The organism is Candidatus Palibaumannia cicadellinicola (genome assembly GCF_000754265.1).
GTDB lineage: Bacteria > Pseudomonadota > Gammaproteobacteria > Enterobacterales > Enterobacteriaceae > Baumannia > Baumannia cicadellinicola_B.
Genome location: NZ_CP008985.1, coordinates 339912 through 358256 on the forward strand (window position 1 = coordinate 339912; position 18345 = coordinate 358256).

Genomic DNA, 18345 nt, shown 5'->3' on the forward strand with positions numbered 1-18345 from the left:
ATAATTTATTTATTTTCAAAAATAACGATTGCACAAGTATAATGACGTTCATCTGACAAGGTTACATGCATATTAGTGACACTACGCTGTACAGCAAGCTGAGCTGCTTGTTCATGTAGCCGTAATTTAGGTTTGCCTAACTGGTCATTGAATACCTCAAATTGTACAAATGCAAGACCATTGCCAAGACCGGTGCCTAAAGCCTTAGCAGCAGCCTCTTTAACAGCAAAGCGTTTAGCTAAAAAACGTATCCGTTGATTATGCTTACGATATTGTTTCCACTCAGCTGGATGTAAAATACGGTATGCAAAAAGTTCGCCACGGCGCACTAAAACTGCCTGAATACGTGCAATCTCCACAATATCAGTACCTATACCTAAAATAGCCATTAGCAGCGCGTATTGTACAATAAAAAATTCATATCAGTTATCGCATTAGCTAAACCGCAGATTACTGCACGACTAATAATAGAGTGACCAATATTAAGTTCGTATATGGATGGTAGCGCTGCAATATACTTAACATTATGATAATCAAGACCATGCCCAGCATTTACCTTTAGGCCGAGTTTAGCAGCATAATCAGCTATTTGTCTAATGCGTTCTAGCTCTGCGGCACGAGCGATAGCATTTGTGGCATCGGCATAAAAACCAGTATGTATTTCAATGTAAGGTGAACCAATCTCTGCGGCTGCCTCGACCTGATGTTTATCTGCATCGATGAAAAGTGACACTTGAATGTTTGCCTCACTCAAACGATAAATCGCTTGGCATAATTTTTCTTGCTGTCCTACAACGTCTAATCCACCTTCGGTGGTTAATTCTTGGCGTTTTTCTGGTACCAAGCAACAGGAATGAGGTTGTAAACGACAGGCTATAGTAACCATCTCGTCCGTAACAGCCATTTCTAGGTTCATACGAGTTTGGATCGTCTGTCGCAATATTTGGATATCACGATCAGTAATATGACGACGATCTTCGCGTAGATGCACTGTGATTCCATCAGCACCAGCCTGTTCAGCGATAAATGCAGCCTGCACGGGATCAGGCCAGGCAGTACCCCGTACATTACGTAATGTAGCGACATGATCGATATTAACGTTTAGTAATAACTTCGACATATCTTTCCCCTGTGCCATTTAGAATCATAAATATTAATTAGTGCGTTATTAACCTTACCATCAAAGTACTTTATAGATATTCCATATATCCCAAACTACGCAAGGTACATTCATCGTTAGTCCATCCGGATTTAACCTTAACCCATAGTTTTAGATGTACATCTGTTTTAAATAGAGTTTTCATCGTCTGCCTTGCTTCAATACCGATAGTTTTTATCTTTCTACCTTGATTACCAATGAGTATTTTTTTATGTCCGGTACTTTCAACAATAATTATCCCTTTGATGTCGTAACAGCCGTTATTTTTAGTGAGAAAGCATTCTGTTTCGACCATTATGGAATACGGCAGCTCATCACCCAAAAATCTAATTAATTTTTCACGAATAATTTCAGAAACAATGAATCGCGGTGAACGATCAGTAATATATTCTTTCGGAAAATAGTGAATAGCTGCTGGCAATACTTGACGTACAATACCTGCTAAAGTATTAATAGCCATGCCATTAATAGCGCAAGTAGGTAGAATAGCGTGAAAATTAATCTGTTTACTTAAGAAATTAATATGTGGTAATAGCTTTGCTTTGTCTATAACTTTATCTACTTTATTAATTACTAGTACCACCTGTTGATCGTATAGCTTATTTACTACCATTTCATCATCATGAGTCCATTTGGTACCCTCGACCACGAAGAGAACGAGTTCTACATTACCGATAGATTTGCTAGCCGTACGGTTCATCAAATGGTTGAGCATCTTTTTCTCATCAAGATGTAGCCCAGGGGTATCTATATAAATAACCTGATATGGTCCTTCTGTATTAATACCCAGAATACGGTGACGTGTAGTCTGTGGCTTACGCGAAGTAATTGATACTTTTTGCCCTAGAAGCTGATTAAAAAGTGTAGACTTACCAACGTTAGGACGCCCTACGATCGCAACAAAACCACAATAGGTTATATTTTCGCTCATTCAAATTCTCTTTTGAGCATTTGCAACGCATTCAGCGCTTGCTTCGCAGCAGCTTGTTCTGCTTGACGGCGGCTAGAACCATTGCCTACAATCGGATATGCGAGACCACTTACCTGGCAATGGATGATAAATTTAGGATCATGAGTCTCACCATGAATTTGCACAACTAGATAGAGAGGTAATGGCATATGGCGTCCCTGTAGATACTCCTGTAAGCGAGTTTTTGGATCTTTTTGTCTTTCTCCCGGACTTATTTCATTTAAGCGACTGCGATACCAGTTAAGGATTAATTTCTCTACAGTAAGGATATCGCTATCTAGAAAGATACTACCAATCAATGCTTCCACTGTATCGGCAAGAATAGATTCACGGCGTAATCCACCGCTCTTGAGCTCTCCAATGCCTAGACGTAAATACGCACTTAACTCTAACTCCCTAGCTATTTCTGCTAAAGTATTACCACGTACCAACGTAGCTCGCATACGGCTCATATCTCCTTCGTCAATACGCTGGAAACGTTGATATAACGCATGGGCTATCACATAACTCAGTATAGAGTCGCCTAAAAATTCCAGCCGTTCATTATGTTTATTGCTGGCACTACGATGTGTAAGTGCCTGTAATAACAGCTCGTGCTGTTTAAAAAGATAGCCAATTTTATTCTGGAGACGATTTAATCGAGGGTTCATGTATGACCAAACAATCTACTATGTGCAAAACAACACAACTATTACATACTCAATAAACATAGATAAAGTTTTTCCTTACTTAACTTATCTCTAATAGATTATATCTAAAGATCACCAAATCAAAATTCCATTAATGAATACTACCAATTAATGAATACTACCAATATGGCTTAAGCGGACACCAGTTGGCCACTTACCTTCTAGTTTGTCGAAACTCATCCAAATTACTATGGCTTTACCCACGATATTTTTTTCTGGCACGAAACCCCAGTAACGGCTATCGGCGCTATTATCGCGGTTATCACCCATCATAAAATATTCACCTTGCGGTACAATCCATTCTGTTAGCGCATAACCAGGTTGCTGATAGTAAAGACTGAGTAGATCTAGTTGGTTGGGTGTAATTAGGATATCATGTACCACTCCGTCTAATGATTCTTGATACTGTGATAAACGCGTACCACTGTATAAGATTTGATTAGTTTGTAGAAATTGCTCGCTTTTGCTGGTGTACTCATTGCTATTAGAATTTAAGTTATGAAGAATATCGCTCGATATTATGTTGCTATAAGTAATAGATAATGTACTAGTTCTAGTATGATCATGATTAGCCCAGCCTGGTTGTATTGTGATACGCTTGACGATAGGATCATAGCAGACTCTGTCACCTGGTAGACCGATAACACGCTTGATATAATCTAGGCTTGGATCTGGTGGATATTTAAATACGACGACATCTCCGCGTTTAGGATGTCCCATTTTAATCATAGTACTCTGGGTAATCGGATTTTTAATACCATAAGCAAATTTATTAACTAAAATAAAATCACCTACCCACAAGGTAGGCATCATTGAACCTGATGGAATTTGGAATGGCTCAAAAACAAAAGAGCGTATTACAAATACTAGCAATAATACCGGAAAAAGTGATGCGCCTATATTAATCCAACCATCCTGATATTTTTTACACTTAACTCCTATACCATTACTATTTTTGCGATACTCCAGCACTCGTTTTAAATGTTTAATAAACCAGGTAATCCCAGTGATAAGCGTTGCGATTGCTAGAATAAGGGCAAAAATATAAGCCATGCCAACTCCTAAAATTATTTATGATCTTTCTTTACTAACGTGTAAAATAGCTAGAAAAGCTTCTTGCGGAAGCTCCACATTCCCTACCTGCTTCATACGTTTTTTCCCTTTTTTCTGCTTTTGTAGCAGTTTTTTTTTGCGGCTTACATCGCCACCATAACATTTAGCGAGAACATTTTTACGTAATTGTTTCACAGTAGAACGGGCAATAATATTGTGCCCAATAGTAGCCTGGATAGCTATATCAAACTGTTGACGTGGGATTATTTCCTGTAGCTTATTAACTAACTCACGCCCACGGTATGGAGCATTTACTCTATGAGTCATTAGTGTTAGCGCATCGATGCACTCACCGTTAATTAGCACATCCACGCATACCATATCTGATGCTTGGAAACGCTTAAATTCATAATCTAGCGATGCATAACCACGTGAGGTACATTTTAAACTGTCGAAAAAGTCTAGTACTACCTCAGCCATAGGGATTTCATAGGTCAATGTAACCTGATGTCCGTGATAAACAATATTTTTTTGCACGCCACGCTTATCGATGCATAAGTTAATTACTTTACCTAGATATTTCTGTGGTAGCAGAATATTACATTCAACAATTGGTTCTCGTAGCTCTTCTATACGATTTAGTGGCGGCAATTTTGCCGGGCTATCTACATAGTAGGTACTTTTATCAGTAGTAATTACTTCATAAATAACTGTAGGTGCAGTAGTAATTAGATCGATATCATACTCACGTTCTAGCCGTTCTTGAATAATTTCCATATGTAATAAACCAAGAAAACCACACCTAAAACCAAAACCAAGCGCGGTAGATCTTTCAAGCTCATAGAATAATGAAGCATCGTTTAAACTGAGTTTTCCTAAGGCATCATGAAGGGATTTATAGTCATCGGAGCTAGCTGGAAAAAAACCAGCATAGACCTGAGGTTTCACTTTCTTAAAACCAGGTAGCGCTTTGTTTGCTTGTTTATGCGTTAAAGTAAAAGTATCTCCAACCGGTGCGCCGAAAATATCTTTTATAGCACAGGCTAGCCAGCCTACTTCACCACATTTGAGTACTTCGCGATCGACACGCTTCGGTGTAAAAAATCCTAAACGATCAGCATTGTAGCTCTGGCCGGTGCTCATCACTGTCACTTTATCGCCTTGGCGTAGAATGCCATTTTTGATACGTACTAAAGAAACTAAGCCCAGATAGTTATCAAACCAAGAGTCGATAATCAGCGCCTGAAGTGGTGCATTATGATCGCCTTTTGGCGGTGGTATATCCCGCACTAGACGTTCGAGAACATTTGATACTCCGAACCCAGTTTTAGCAGAGCAGCGTACCGCATCGGTAGCGTCAATGCCAATTATATCTTCAATTTCTTGCAAGACCCGATCTGGATCTGCGACGAGTAAATCAATTTTGTTTAGTACTGGCACTACTTTTAAATCCATTTCTATAGCGGTATAGCAATTCGCAAGAGTCTGTGCTTCAACTCCCTGACTAGCATCCACTACCAATAGCGCACCTTCGCAAGCTGCTAGTGAACGGGAAACTTCGTAGGAAAAATCTACATGGCCGGGGGTATCAATAAAATTTACTTGATATACTTGGCCATCTAGTGCATTGTAATTAAGTCTCACACTTTGTGCTTTGATAGTAATACCTCGTTCACGTTCAATATCCATAGAGTCAAGCACTTGAGTTACCATTTCACGTTCACTCAAGGCGCCACAGAACTGAATCAGGCGGTCAGAGAGTGTTGACTTACCGTGGTCAATATGGGCTATAATAGAAACATTACGTATGTTATTCATGTATTATTTATTATAATTAGGGATTTCAAGACTAAAATAAAGCTTTTTTAAAAATTTTATTCTATATTTCTCTTATTCTCATTCTTTACTCATTAAAAAAAATGCAATAATGCAATATAAGTATTATCTATAGTATCATCATGCCGATATAGCTCAGTTGGTAGAGCAGCGCATTCGTAATGCGAAGGTCATAGGTTTGACTCCTATTATCGGCACCACTTGAGTTTAAATATGCACGGAACGAACAGCTTATAATTTGATAATGAAATAAATGTAATCTAGTAGGCTATATAATTTATAGTTCTGCTATAAGCACTTTCTGTTCCATCAATTTTATTTTTGACTTCTGATATATTTCAAGCTTCTTATATTCTTTTGCTACGACAGTTTCTGGTGCATGGCCCAAAAAGTCTTTGTTCATTAGTTTACTTTGAATACGATCGATTTCACTTTCGATACGCACAATTTCTTTTGCGAGCCTATCTAGTTCATCAACCTTATTGATAAGGCCCACAAGCGGTATTAGTAATTCAGCACCTGGAACAAGCTTAGTGACAGAAATAGGACCTCTATCTTCTATTGGTAGTAGAGTGATGGTATCTAACTGCGCTAGTGTACGGATTATTATAAAATTATCATTTACCAAACGTTGTGCTTCAGTAGATGTATTGCGTAATAGTAACGCTAGGGGTTTGTTGAGTGCAATCTTCATTTCAGAACGGATAGTACGTACTGCGATAATAACTTGCTGAGTCCACTCTAAGTCAATTAAGGCTTGAGCATCGATTAAAGCTGCATCATAGATAGGAAACTGTTGCAGCATTATTGTGTCGCCGTGCCTACGAGTAATAACCTTAATTCGTTGCCAGATGGTTTCGGTAATAAAGGGAATAACTGGATGAGCTAAACGCAGTAACGCTTCTAGCACGCTAACTAAGGTATAGCGTGTACCACGTAGTTCTGCTATTTTACCTCTACTCATGATAGGTTTTGTTAGTTCTAGATACCAGTCGCAGAATTGGTACCAGGTAAAATCATATAGTCTCTCAACCGCTAGATCGAAACGGTAATTATCTAGCGCTTCACGGAATCGCTTCACTGTCTGGTGAAATTTAGCTAAAATCCAGCGGTCTGCTAGTGAGAACACTTTATCGCTGCTATTAAAACCACAATCTTGGTCCTCAGTATTCATCAATACAAAACGACTAGCGTTCCACAGCTTATTACAGAAGTTACGGTAACCTTCTAAACATTTCATATTCCAGTTAATATCGCGTCCAGTAGAAGCCTGCGCTGCTAGGGTAAAGCGTAATGCATCGGTGCCGTATGGTTTGATCCCATTAGGAAATTGTTTGATAGTAATATAGCTTATGTTTTTTACTAGCTGTGGCTGCAACAGATTTCCGGAACGTTTAGCTAATAATTTCTCTAGCGAGATGCCATCCACTATATCTAATGGATCGATAACGTTACCCTTGGTTTTTGACATCTTTTGTCCTTCTTCATCACGTATAAGACCAGTAATGTAGACGGTTTTAAAAGGAACTTGTGGCTTACCTGTGATATCTTTATTGAAGTGCATTGTTAACATTATCATACGTGCTATCCAAAAGAAGATAATATCAAAACCACTCACTACCACGCTAGTTGGATGGAAAGTACGCAGTGCTTCAGTATTATTAGGCCAGCCTAGGGTCGAGAAAGTCCAAATACCAGATGAGAACCAGGTATCTAATACATCGTCGTCCTGGCATAGGGTCACTCTATCCCCCAGTTGGTGTTTCTGACGTACTTCCGCTTCATTGCGGCCGACGTACACCTTACCTTGATCGTCGTACCAAGCCGGAATACGGTGGCCCCACCATAGCTGACGTGAAATACACCAGTCTTGGATATTACGCATCCAGCTAACATACATATTTTTATATTGCTTCGATACAAATTTAAGCTCACCCATTTCTACCGCTTCCATTGCTACTTTGGCAAGTGGTGTAGTACGTACATACCATTGATTAGTTAACATTGGTTCTATTACGACGCCACTGCGATCGCTATAAGGTAAAATTAGCTTGTGAGATTGTATTAAAGCTAGCAGACCAAGACGGTCAAATTCTGCTACTATAGCTTTACGTGCCGCAAAGCGTTCAAGACCGCGGAATACTTGTGGAATAGTGCTGGAGTATACGTTGCTAACTTTGCCATAGGTATCAAAAATTTCTGCTTCTTGGCGTATTTTACCTTCAAAAGTGAGAATATTAATAACAGGTAATTTGTGACGTTTACCGATTTCATAGTCATGAAAGTCATGTGCTGGAGTAACCTTCATACAACCGGTGCCCTTAGTTATATCAACATTTTCGTCAGCTATGATCTTGATGCGACGGTTAACCAAAGGTAGCAAGACAAATTTATTAATGATATTTTTATAGCGGAGATCATAAGGGTTGACTGCTATTCCAGTATCGCCGAGTACCGTTTCTGGACGTGTTGTGGCAACAACTAAATAGTTCAAGCCTTCTATAGTCTTAATGCCATCTGCGAGTGGATAGCGTAGATGCCACATCGAGCTTCTGGATTCGCGATTTTCTACTTCAAGATCTGATATAGCTGTATGCAATTTGGGGTCCCAGTTTACTAGACGTTTTCCACGATAGATTAAATTTTCTTGATACAGGCGGACAAATACTTCTTTTACAGCATTGGATAATCCTGCGTCCATAGTAAAGCGTTCTCGTCCCCAATCCACCGAACATCCTAAACGACGCATCTGATTGGTAATCGTGTCGCCTGATTGCGCTTTCCATTCCCAAATTTTATCGATAAAAGCTTTGCGCCCATAATCTTGGCGAGTTTTACCCTCTTCCGCAAATATTTGACGCTCTACCATAATTTGTGTGGCAATGCCTGCATGATCGGTTCCTACTTGCCAAAGAGTATTTTTACCTTGCATTCGCTGATAGCGGATGAGGATATCCATAAGAGTCTGCTGGAAAGCGTGTCCCATATGTAGGCTACCGGTAATATTAGGGGGAGGGATCATGATGCAGTAGCTCGGTTTGCCTGGATCACCATTAGGTTTGAAATAACCTTGTTTTTCCCAGTGCTCGTACAACGGTTGCTCGATTGTTGTCGGATTGTATGTTTTGTCCATAGTAGTCAATGCACTAATATACTAAGATAGCGGTTTAGCGGTAATTAATTGGAAGCCAACACTACGATAAGCTTTATACCGTTTACGTGCCAACTGTTTGAGATATTCTTCATCAGGTACGAAGTCAATTACTTCATGGAAAGACAAAGCAAAATCAATATACGCAGGTAGTAGGTTTACCATCAAATCACGTGGTACATGACGATGTTGATGCGGCCAATATATTTCTACCGGAGCGCCATCTTGCGGTCCTTCACCTACTAGATTATGCGGAATAAAAGCTGCTGGAGTTTGTGTCCATAGTGCATTATCTAGTTTTATTGCCTGTTTATAGTTTTCACAAGCTATAAGTACCCGTTTTCCTGCACGCCAATGGAGAACAGCTAGATTACAAGCGAGTTGTTCCATGGTGATTAATCCGTTTATTATGACATGCTGGTCGAGGAGATAGAAGGTTACTTGTTTCATGTAATGAGTCTGTCATTTATCTATTGACTCATCACAACTAAAAGCGGAACGATTGAGTAAGAACTGCGATAACATTGCCACCGGACGCCCGGTAGCGCCCTTAGTTTTTCCAGAATTCCAGGCGGTACCTGCAATATCCAAATGTGCCCAATGATATTTCTGTGCGAAGCGAGACAAAAAACAACCAGCGGTAATAGCTCCGCCAGGACGCCCACCAAGATTAGTCATATCGGCAAAGTGAGACTCAAGTTGTTCCTGAAACTCATCTACCAGCGGTAAAGGCCAGACACGATCTCCAGCCTGCTCAGCAGCGCTACGGAGTTCATTAGATAGTTGATTTTGGTTAGACATGAGCCCGGTTAGATGATGTCCCAATGCAATAATGCAAGCGCCTGTTAAAGTAGCGATATCAATTACAATTTCTGGATTAAAACGTTCCACGTAAGTAAGAGTATCGCATAGTACCAGACGACCCTCAGCATCAGTATTTAATACTTCCACAGTCTGTCCGGAAAGAGTAGTGAGTATATCTCCCGGCCGTAACGAATGACCATCAACCATATTCTCACAGCCTGCCAGGACTCCAATAATATTCAGAGGTAAGTTTAATGCTAGTGCCACGCACATAACGCCATAGACAGTGGCAGCACCACACATATCATATTTCATCTCATTCATATTGTCGGAGGGTTTAATAGAAATACCACCGGAATCAAAAGTAAGCCCCTTACCAACTAGTACTATCGGACGGGCTTCTCGATCTGGATTACCATGATATTCGATAACTGACATTAGTGATTCGTTGGTAGAACCTTGGCCTACAGCTAAATAAGCGTTCATTCCCAACTCTTTCATCTCTTTTTCGCCAAATACCATGATTGTTGTATTATTGCTGTAGCTATTCGCTAATAAGCGAGCATGAGATGCTAGATAGGCTGAGTTGCAGATGTTAGGTGGCATATTTGATAGATCTTTAGCAGCTTTGATGCCAGTAGCAATAGCTAGACCATGTTGTATAGCGCGTTCACCGCTAATTAACTCACTACGTGTCGATAGGTTAAATACTATTTTACGTAGTGGTCGCCGTAGCTCTTTTTTATTACTTTTGAATTGATTGAAAGTATAGAGTGAATCTTGAGCTGTTTCCACAGCCTGGCGTACTTTCCAATACGTATTTCTACCCTTGACATGTAGTTCCGTCAAGAAACAGATTGCTTCCATTGAACCGGTATTGTTTAAACTATTAATAGTTTCATGAATTATCTGTTTATACTTGCGTTCATCTAGCTCGCGTTCCTTGCCACAGCCGATAAGTAAAATTCGTTCAGACAATACATTAGGAACATGATGTAAAAACAAAGTCTGCCCTACTTTACCTTCTAATTCACCACGGCGGAGTAGAGCGCTGATATAGCCTTTACTAATTTTATCAAGCTGTTTAGCGATAGAGGAGAAACGGCGTGGTTCAAAAATTCCTACAACAATACAGGCACTGCGTTGCTTTTCCGGGCTACCGCTTTTGACACTAAAATGCATGTCTTCTCCTGAATGTGAATTCAAATCATATGTGTCCTGGAGAAATAGATTGTTTCTATACTATATATATTAATATAAAAAAAAACGACTATTTTTTTAATTATATCTGTACTTTTTCAGTATAGCACAATTTTACTATTAATGTTGTGATACTTAATTAATATTAAGTTATTAACAATTAGTAATAAACACTAATGACGGATAATAAATACATTTATCTCATTTCCGGCAAAAAAACAAGGTCAGGTTATATAGGTAAAATCAAAGTGATTATAACGAGATATCTGATTTAGGAGATATTAAAAAGCCAGCTTGCTATTTTTTATATTTGTTTGTCAAAAACTGATGCGAATTTTAAGCGTAGTAGTAGAAGGTCACATTTCGATACATCTAGTTTTATCTTTTTTAGGTTGAGGTGTGGCAGAAATAGCACAATTCATTATCCTACTAAGTTTTGTGATAGATTTATTAATAATCCTAAGTCATTTACACGCTAAAAGCGAGATTATCGCGATGCACGCCTGCGATATTGGTAAACATTTAATTATCCAGGCAGCATTTATGCTGAGCATGTTCACTGCATTGTTCCGAGCTATCAATGTCATATGGCTATCTCCATAGTTTTTGTGTTATGAGTATAAGATAATATCTGATCTCAAAGCGAATCCTAGTCTTGCAGCAATGATGGAGGAACAATTATGCTAGGAGGTAAATAGTAATTTCGTGCTTTTCCTTTCGTTGGTAAAATTGAGGGGCCAATCTTGAAAAATGTTTTTTTAGCACAAGTCAAGCAGCACGAAAAAATTTATCCATCGTTAGTTATAGCAGAGCGTGGTCAAATTAAAGAGAGTGAGGACGACTCGCAACTTATAATGTTAGACAATGATACTTGTTATGATGGTATACCATTACTAAATAATTTTAGTGTCACAAATGTTACTAATTTTTAAGCTCATATCGCTGATCGTACGGGAAAATGTCTCCATAACATGCTGAGTTTCATTGACGTTTCATGTTGGTTTTATCCGTGCTGATAAGGGTGGTGTACTTAATATGTTATCGGTGATGCTAATATATTTGATATTCTCTGCGTTTGCAGAGCTTACTGCGTTCTAACGGTACACAAGGTAAATGAGATTCAATACTATGGATGTGGATTACTAATATGATGTACTTAGCTATCGCACTAGTACTAAATTTGTGGGATAGCGTACTAGGGAGAAAATTTCGTAGGAGGTTAAACGATTTTTCATACATCAGGGGTAATAATTGATGTATGCGTGAAGTATTAAACGATTATATTAATAATACTATTTTGAATGCTATTATAAATACACTCTTCATATTAGTTTCTTTATCAGGGATGATAAAATATATTAACCAATTACGTAAAGTTAACCAAGGTAGCTATTCGGTGCTCAGCGCCGGAGAGTATGTACTGCTTAGTATTCCTAAAGATATCGTAATTTTCTTACCTAAAATCTCTTCAAAAGAGTGGGGAAGAGTATCACTCTTATCAATTAAATATGTGATGGCTCTATCTTTATCTTTTATTTTCGGACCTTTGCGTAGCGTGCAGATAGGGGTGCGGGTTGTCACTGGTATTAGCTTTGGCTTTATGTTTTATGTTCTAGATAATGTATTTAGACTTTTAAGTCTATTCTATCATATATCGCCTATGCTTGGGGCATTACTACTTCGTATGCTTTTTTTAACCATTAGTATTGTTCTGCTCTTCAAACTACGTTAAGAGCTGTTGTTTACCATGATAAAATCAATCAGTAACTGTTTAGTTTGGTAAAACTACTTGGAAAACATATTCGTTATATGTAGTCAATATCTAACTTTTAAAGAGATCATAATAATGGAAAAACAACAAGAAATTATAACAACACTGGGTGTCAAATCAAAAATAGAACCTGCTCAAGAAGTGCGAATAAGCGTTAATTTTATCAAAAATTATTTAACTAAACATTCTTTTCTACATACGCTGGTATTAGGCATTAGTGGCGGACAAGATTCTACTCTAACTGGTAAATTATGCCAACTTGCTATCAAAGAATTACGGTATGATACTGGAGAGGAAAGATATCAATTTATCGCTGTGCGGCTTCCCTATGGAGAACAGAAAGACGAGTCAGACTGTCATGATGTCATGACCTTCATCCAACCTGACCATATGATTAATATTAATATTCAAAGCTCCATTAAAGCTAGTGAAGCCACTTTGTACAATGCTGGTTTCACTTTAAGTGACTTTTTCAAGGGTAATGAGAAAGCCCGTGAACGTATGAAAGTACAATATAGCATTGCTGGCATGACCGCTGGGTTGGTTGTTGGTACAAATAATGCAGCAGAAGCAATGACTGGCTTCTTCACTAAATATGGTGATGGCGGTGCTGATATAAACCCTTTATTCCGGCTCAATAAACGCCAAGTCACAGCTTTGTTGCAGTACTTTGGGTGTCCAGAACATCTTTATCTTAAAGCGCCAACTGCTGATTTAGAAGAACAACGTCCAGCTTTACCAGATGAATTAGCGCTAGGGGTAACTTATACGCAAATAGATGATTATCTTGAAGGAAAAATTATTGATGTAAAAGCTGCACGAACAATTGAAGACTGGTATCAACGAACTAAACATAAACGTCATCTGCCGATCACAGTTTTCGATAATTTTTGGCAATAATTTATTGTACAGATATAGTGATCAATACTTGCTTTCATTACTTGTTTTTAGCGCAAGAAATATTCTAACGTACTTAGCGTAATCTAGTTCCAGAAATAGTTTGGCGATCCCTACGGCCATACCGGTACGCGCTAGTTCGCCAACTTGAGTGCGACACCACCTGAAATGTTATTCATCATAGTTAATAAAACCATTGTCCTAGACTAACACGCTCATTATTACCATAATCACGTATAGTAGTTATATGAACAAAACCAGCTTGGGTAAGTAATCTACGTACCTCTGCTCCTTGTTGCCAACCATGTTCTAATATTAACCAACCGCTGTACTGTAAATATCTACCGGCGGCATTACAGATTGCCGCTATATCTGCTATACCATGATTGTCAGCAACTAGCGCGCTTTTAGGTTCGAAATATACATCTCCATGATTTAAATGTGGGTCATTAGCATCAATATAGGGTGGATTACTCACAATCAAACTATAACGTGTTGCTTGCCATTGCAATGGTTGAAACCAGCTGCCACACAGGAAGTACACATTTTTTACGCCGATACGTACAGCATTATCGTAAGCTAAAGCAACTACACCTGGATGAATATCTACTCCGGTTAAACGCCAAATTGGTCGTTCTGATGCTAGCGCGAGCGTAATAGCACCAGTTCCAGTGCCTAGATCAAGCACTTCAGCCTTAGTTGGTAATAGTAGATCTAGCGCAAGTTCCACTAAACATTCGGTATCTGGCCGAGGAATGAGGGTCTCGGTAGAGACCCTCAGAGGTAATGACCAAAACTCCCACTCACCAGTTATATAAGCGATAGGCTCACCGCGTGCTCGACGCTCTAGTAAATCCTCTAGCTGCGTGCGGTGAGCCTCATCTAACAAAGTTTCTCCGAACGCTAACAGATGCGTCCGTCCTATGCCTACTACTTGCTCTAGTAATATTTCTGCATCACGTCTTGGACTTGGTGACGTAGTAAGCCGGGAACTGGCTTGGTCAAGCCATTGCCGCCAAGTGATCATGTAGTCTCAGATAATGCTGCGAGCTGATTAGCTTGATATTCCTGCATAATGGGCTGAAGTAATATCTCTAGCTTACCCTCTATAACCTCATCTAACTGATAAATAGTTAAACCTATCCTGTGATCTGTAATGCGTCCCTGCTGAAAATTATAAGTACGGATCCGATCCGAACGATAACCGCTACCAAGTAAATTACGGCGGATGCAAGACTCTTCTTGTTGTCGACACTGTGCTTCTACTGCGCGCAAGCGGGCGCCTAGTACCGCTAAAGCTTTAGCTTTGTTTTTATGCTGCGAACGTTCATCCTGGCACTCGACAACTAAACCAGTTGGCAAATGGGTAATACGAATAGCAGATTCTGTAGTATTCACGTGCTGTCCCCCAGCACCTGACGAACGAAAAGTGTCGATACGCAAGTCATCAACATTAATTTCCGGTAATTCAGCCTTTAGAATCTCAGGGATTACTGCGACGGTGCAGGAGGAAGTATGGATACGTCCCTGAGATTCTGTTTCCGGTACGCGTTGCACACGGTGACCACCAGATTCAAATTTAAGCTGACCATAGGCGTTCTCATGAGAAATTTTGACGATAATTTCTTTATAGCCCCCGTGCTGACCGTAACTTGCACTTACTATTTCTACTTTCCAACGATGTATTTCTGCGTAACGACTATACATACGAAATAAGTCTCCAGCAAATAATGCAGCTTCATCTCCTCCAGTACCGGCGCGTACTTCAAGAAAACACCCGCGTTCATCATTAGGATCTTTTTGTAATAGTAAAACTTGTAACTGTTGTTCTAGTGGAACGAGCAAGGTACGTAACTGATTGAGTTCTTCTTGTGCAATATCGCGCATTTCATAATCTTCAAGCATCTGCCAGGTTGTATGGATGTTATTTTGCACCTGTTGCCAACGTTGGAAACAGGTGGTCACCTCAGCAAGTTGCGCATACTCTTTGGATAATATGCGTAAACGTTCCCTATCGGTAACTATCTTAGGGTTACCTAGCAGTCTTTCTACTTCGTCATAACGCTCTTGCAACGCTTTCAACTTGGTAATTATAGAAGCTTTCATACCTAATTGTTTATCTTATTAATATTTAGTGCGTTAAGTTCAAAAGAAGGCACATATGGTGCGTTCTTAAGCCCATTACAATCCTATAATAAAGTTTGTTTTATCACCATTAGACTAATTTGTTGCTATAGTTATGATTATTAGCAACTAGAAGTGTGCACTATAAAAATATAGCTATTAATCTAGATCAAAATGTTTCGTATGCCTATACATCAAAAATACTTATTTTTACTCATCCTAATCATGAGCTTATTACTCACATCTTGTAGTATTCATACACCATTATTACCAGCACAAAGTAACCTTAATCTAAAATGGCACAATCACAAGCAGTTAGTTGCGAAAATTAATAGTTATAAACTTAGCGGTGCTTTTGCCTATATTTCAAATACCCAAAAAGTTTATGCTCGCTTTTATTGGGAACAAATTCACACTGATCATTATAGAATTTTGTTACTGAATCTAATTGGTCAAAAACAAATAGACTTATATGTACGACCAGGAGTAGTGCAAATTATTGATAATCATAACCAAATATATGTCAGCGACGATGCCTTGATAAAAAAACTTTTAGGCATCGATATTCCACTGAAGAATTTATGTCAGTGGATGCTGGGTCTTCCCGGTAACACAACTAATTTCACACTAGATCAACGAGGCTACCTACATAAAATTTATTCTAGTCATAATGGCCAGTATTGGACAGTGACTTATAAGTGTTATCATTATGACACAGTACCTGCTTTACCCGCCAACTTAGAAATACAGCAAGGCGAAAATAGCATCAAATTTAAAATAGACAATTGGAGTCTGTCATGATACGTCAGTGGCCAGCGCCGGCTAAACTTAATTTATTTTTATATATTACCGGTCGCCGTCCTGATGGTTACCATCTTTTACAAACACTTTTTCAATTTCTAGATTATGGTGATAGTATCACTATCACACCTACTAATAACTACAAGATTAGACTACTTAACCCTATTCCTGGCGTGGTAGAAGAGAATAATTTAATTCTTCGTGCTGCCCAACTATTACAAAGCCATTGTTTTAAAATGGGAAAAAGCATATTAGGTGCAGATATTAGTCTAAAAAAACGCCTACCGATAGGCAGTGGTCTCGGCGGTGGTTCGTCAGATGCTGCGACGGTATTGATAGCACTTAATGCTCAATGGCAATGCCGACTCGATATTCAGACGTTAGCTCACTTAGGGCTAATGCTAGGTGCCGATGTCCCGGTATTTGTTTACGGTCAAGCGGCCATAGCTGAAGGTATAGGTGATACTTTTACACCGGTGCTCCCAGCTGAAAAATGGTATTTAGTTGCTATTCCGCAAATCCAAATTGCTACTTCGATTATTTTTAATCATCCTAATTTACAAAGAAATACACCTAAACGTTCTATTAGGCAATTATTAGAAGCACCTTTTTATAATACTTGCGAGCCCATAATCAGAAACCACTTTCCAGTGGTTGAACAACATCTATTATGGCTGTTAAAATACGCGCCGTCACGATTAACTGGTACAGGCGCTTGTGTATTTGCAGAATTTGATACCGAATCTGCTGCGCGCCGGATATTTTTACTTGCACCAAAATGGATGCATGGTTTTGTCGCTCGAGGTATGAACATTTCGCCATTACACCACATGTTATTGCAGGAGTATCATGAGTAAATAAGCTTAAAATTAAGCCTAAAATATTGCTGAATTAATTTTACCGAACCCAAAATTGAGGTTATCCTGGTGCCTGATATGAAGCTTTTTGCTGGTAACGCTATCCCAGAACTAGCACAACGTATTGCTAATCGTTTGTATACTAGTCTTGGTGCAGCAGCAGTTAGTCGTTTTAGCGATGGAGAGGTTAGCGTGCAAATTAATGAAAACGTACGCGGTGGTGATTTATTTATCATTCAGTCAACCTGTGCTCCTACCAACGATAACCTAATGGAATTAGTCGTCATGGTTGATGCTCTACGTCGTGCTTCTGCGGGACGTATCACTGCAGTAATACCATACTTTGGTTATGCGAGACAAGATCGTCGTGTTCGCTCCGCACGCGTACCAATTACTGCAAAAGTTGTAGCTGATTTTCTTTCAAGTGTCGGTGTAGATCGAGTTCTAACAGTAGATCTACATGCCGAACAAATTCAAGGCTTCTTCGATGTTCCGGTAGATAATGTTTTTGGTAGTCCGATCCTACTAGAAGATATGCTACAACAAGATCTAAAAAATCCTATTGTGGTATCACCGGATATTGGCGGTGTTGTCCGCGCTCGTGCTATTGCTAAACGACTTAATGATACCGATATGGCAATTATCGATAAACGTCGTCCGCGCGCCAATATTTCACAAGTAATGCATATTATCGGTGAAGTAGCGGATCGTGATTGTGTACTAGTTGATGACATGATTGATACTAGCAGCACACTATGCAAAGCAGCAGAAGCGCTGAAAGAACATGGTGCCAAGCGTGTATTCGCCTATGCTACTCACCCGATTTTATCAGGCAACGCCTATGAAAATATTAAGAACTCGGTAATTGATGAAGTCATTATATGTGATACTATTCCATTAAATACTGCTATTAAAGCGCTGCCCAATGTACGTACTCTTACGTTGTCCGGTATGCTAGCAGAAGCTATTCGTAGAATTAGTAATGAAGAATCAATTTCTGCAATGTTTGAGCATTAATGTTCATACCCAGTAG

At 39.2% G+C, this 18345-nt stretch carries 18 protein-coding genes and 1 tRNA gene; 8 read left to right on the forward strand and 11 right to left on the reverse strand.

The features are described from left to right. Positions 1–5: 5 nt before the first annotated feature. The 6 genes from acpS to lepA form a co-directional block, all read right to left on the reverse strand. Positions 6–389: a holo-ACP synthase gene (gene acpS, locus IM45_RS01585; RefSeq protein WP_038498421.1), complete on the reverse strand. Its 384-nt coding sequence runs from the start codon at positions 387–389 to the stop codon at positions 6–8. Next, positions 389–1120, reverse strand: a complete 732-nt coding sequence (gene pdxJ / locus IM45_RS01590) for a pyridoxine 5'-phosphate synthase (RefSeq protein ID WP_038499540.1) — start codon at positions 1118–1120, stop codon at positions 389–391. Before pdxJ ends, acpS begins: the two co-directional genes overlap by 1 nt. A 70-nt stretch (positions 1121–1190) precedes the next feature. Beyond that, positions 1191–2090, reverse strand: coding sequence for a GTPase Era (gene era, locus IM45_RS01595; RefSeq protein ID WP_038498424.1), 900 nt, complete (start codon positions 2088–2090; stop codon positions 1191–1193). Then, on the reverse strand, positions 2087–2779 hold the full coding sequence (gene rnc / locus IM45_RS01600) for a ribonuclease III (RefSeq protein WP_038498427.1): 693 nt from the start codon (positions 2777–2779) through the stop codon (positions 2087–2089). The genes era and rnc overlap by 4 nt, the downstream gene beginning before the upstream one ends. A 147-nt stretch (positions 2780–2926) precedes the next feature. Beyond that, complete coding sequence (gene lepB / locus IM45_RS01605) at positions 2927–3871, reverse strand: signal peptidase I (protein ID WP_038498430.1); 945 nt, start codon at positions 3869–3871, stop codon at positions 2927–2929. A gap of 18 nt (positions 3872–3889) precedes the next feature. Next, complete coding sequence (gene lepA, locus IM45_RS01610; protein WP_038498433.1) at positions 3890–5689, reverse strand: translation elongation factor 4; 1800 nt, start codon at positions 5687–5689, stop codon at positions 3890–3892. 142 nt (positions 5690–5831) lie between these two features. Between lepA and IM45_RS01615 the strand changes: the two genes are divergently transcribed. Continuing rightward, a tRNA-Thr gene (locus tag IM45_RS01615) sits at positions 5832–5907 on the forward strand. Between the two features lie 77 nt (positions 5908–5984). Here IM45_RS01615 and IM45_RS01620 read toward each other — a convergent pair. The 3 genes from IM45_RS01620 to pepA are packed head-to-tail and all read right to left on the reverse strand — an operon-like array spanning position 5985 to position 10844. Then, positions 5985–8840 (reverse strand): valine--tRNA ligase, encoded by a 2856-nt coding sequence (locus IM45_RS01620; protein WP_038498436.1) that lies wholly within the window; start codon positions 8838–8840, stop codon positions 5985–5987. Positions 8841–8861: 21 nt separating this feature from the next. Continuing rightward, a complete protein-coding gene (locus IM45_RS01625; protein ID WP_038498439.1) occupies positions 8862–9308 on the reverse strand; it encodes a DNA polymerase III subunit chi in 447 nt (148 codons plus the stop codon). 12 nt (positions 9309–9320) lie between these two features. Beyond that, on the reverse strand, positions 9321–10844 hold the full coding sequence (gene pepA / locus IM45_RS01630) for a leucyl aminopeptidase (protein WP_038498442.1): 1524 nt from the start codon (positions 10842–10844) through the stop codon (positions 9321–9323). 417 nt (positions 10845–11261) lie between these two features. On the opposite strand from pepA, the gene IM45_RS03625 reads away from it, so the two are divergent. The 4 genes from IM45_RS03625 to nadE all read left to right on the forward strand — a co-directional run bounded on the left by IM45_RS03625 (position 11262) and on the right by nadE (position 13533). Beyond that, on the forward strand, positions 11262–11465 hold the full coding sequence (locus IM45_RS03625) for an LptF/LptG family permease (protein ID WP_051984600.1): 204 nt from the start codon (positions 11262–11264) through the stop codon (positions 11463–11465). Positions 11466–11605: 140 nt separating this feature from the next. Further along, positions 11606–11794 carry a hypothetical protein gene (locus IM45_RS03630; RefSeq protein ID WP_051984601.1) on the forward strand — a complete coding sequence of 63 codons (189 nt, stop codon included), beginning with the start codon at positions 11606–11608 and terminating at the stop codon, positions 11792–11794. Between the two features lie 326 nt (positions 11795–12120). Next, positions 12121–12594: an LptF/LptG family permease gene (locus IM45_RS01640; RefSeq protein ID WP_038498445.1), complete on the forward strand. Its 474-nt coding sequence runs from the start codon at positions 12121–12123 to the stop codon at positions 12592–12594. Between the two features lie 114 nt (positions 12595–12708). Further along, positions 12709–13533 carry an ammonia-dependent NAD(+) synthetase gene (gene nadE / locus IM45_RS01645; protein WP_038498448.1) on the forward strand — a complete coding sequence of 275 codons (825 nt, stop codon included), beginning with the start codon at positions 12709–12711 and terminating at the stop codon, positions 13531–13533. Positions 13534–13714: 181 nt separating this feature from the next. On the opposite strand, the gene prmC is transcribed toward nadE, so the two are convergent. Beyond that, entirely contained in the window at positions 13715–14554 is an 840-nt protein-coding gene (prmC, locus tag IM45_RS01650) for a peptide chain release factor N(5)-glutamine methyltransferase (RefSeq protein WP_038499543.1), read from the reverse strand. Continuing rightward, positions 14554–15636 carry a peptide chain release factor 1 gene (gene prfA / locus IM45_RS01655; RefSeq protein WP_038498451.1) on the reverse strand — a complete coding sequence of 361 codons (1083 nt, stop codon included), beginning with the start codon at positions 15634–15636 and terminating at the stop codon, positions 14554–14556. The genes prmC and prfA overlap by 1 nt, the downstream gene beginning before the upstream one ends. A 243-nt stretch (positions 15637–15879) precedes the next feature. Between prfA and lolB the strand changes: the two genes are divergently transcribed. The 3 genes from lolB to IM45_RS01670 all read left to right on the forward strand — a co-directional run bounded on the left by lolB (position 15880) and on the right by IM45_RS01670 (position 18329). Continuing rightward, positions 15880–16455 carry a lipoprotein insertase outer membrane protein LolB gene (gene lolB, locus IM45_RS01660; protein WP_260086709.1) on the forward strand — a complete coding sequence of 192 codons (576 nt, stop codon included), beginning with the start codon at positions 15880–15882 and terminating at the stop codon, positions 16453–16455. Beyond that, positions 16452–17312 (forward strand): 4-(cytidine 5'-diphospho)-2-C-methyl-D-erythritol kinase, encoded by an 861-nt coding sequence (gene ispE / locus IM45_RS01665; RefSeq protein ID WP_038498454.1) that lies wholly within the window; start codon positions 16452–16454, stop codon positions 17310–17312. Before lolB ends, ispE begins: the two co-directional genes overlap by 4 nt. Before the next feature lie 69 nt (positions 17313–17381). After that, positions 17382–18329, forward strand: a complete 948-nt coding sequence (locus IM45_RS01670; RefSeq protein WP_144241940.1) for a ribose-phosphate pyrophosphokinase — start codon at positions 17382–17384, stop codon at positions 18327–18329. Positions 18330–18345: the final 16 nt, after the last annotated feature.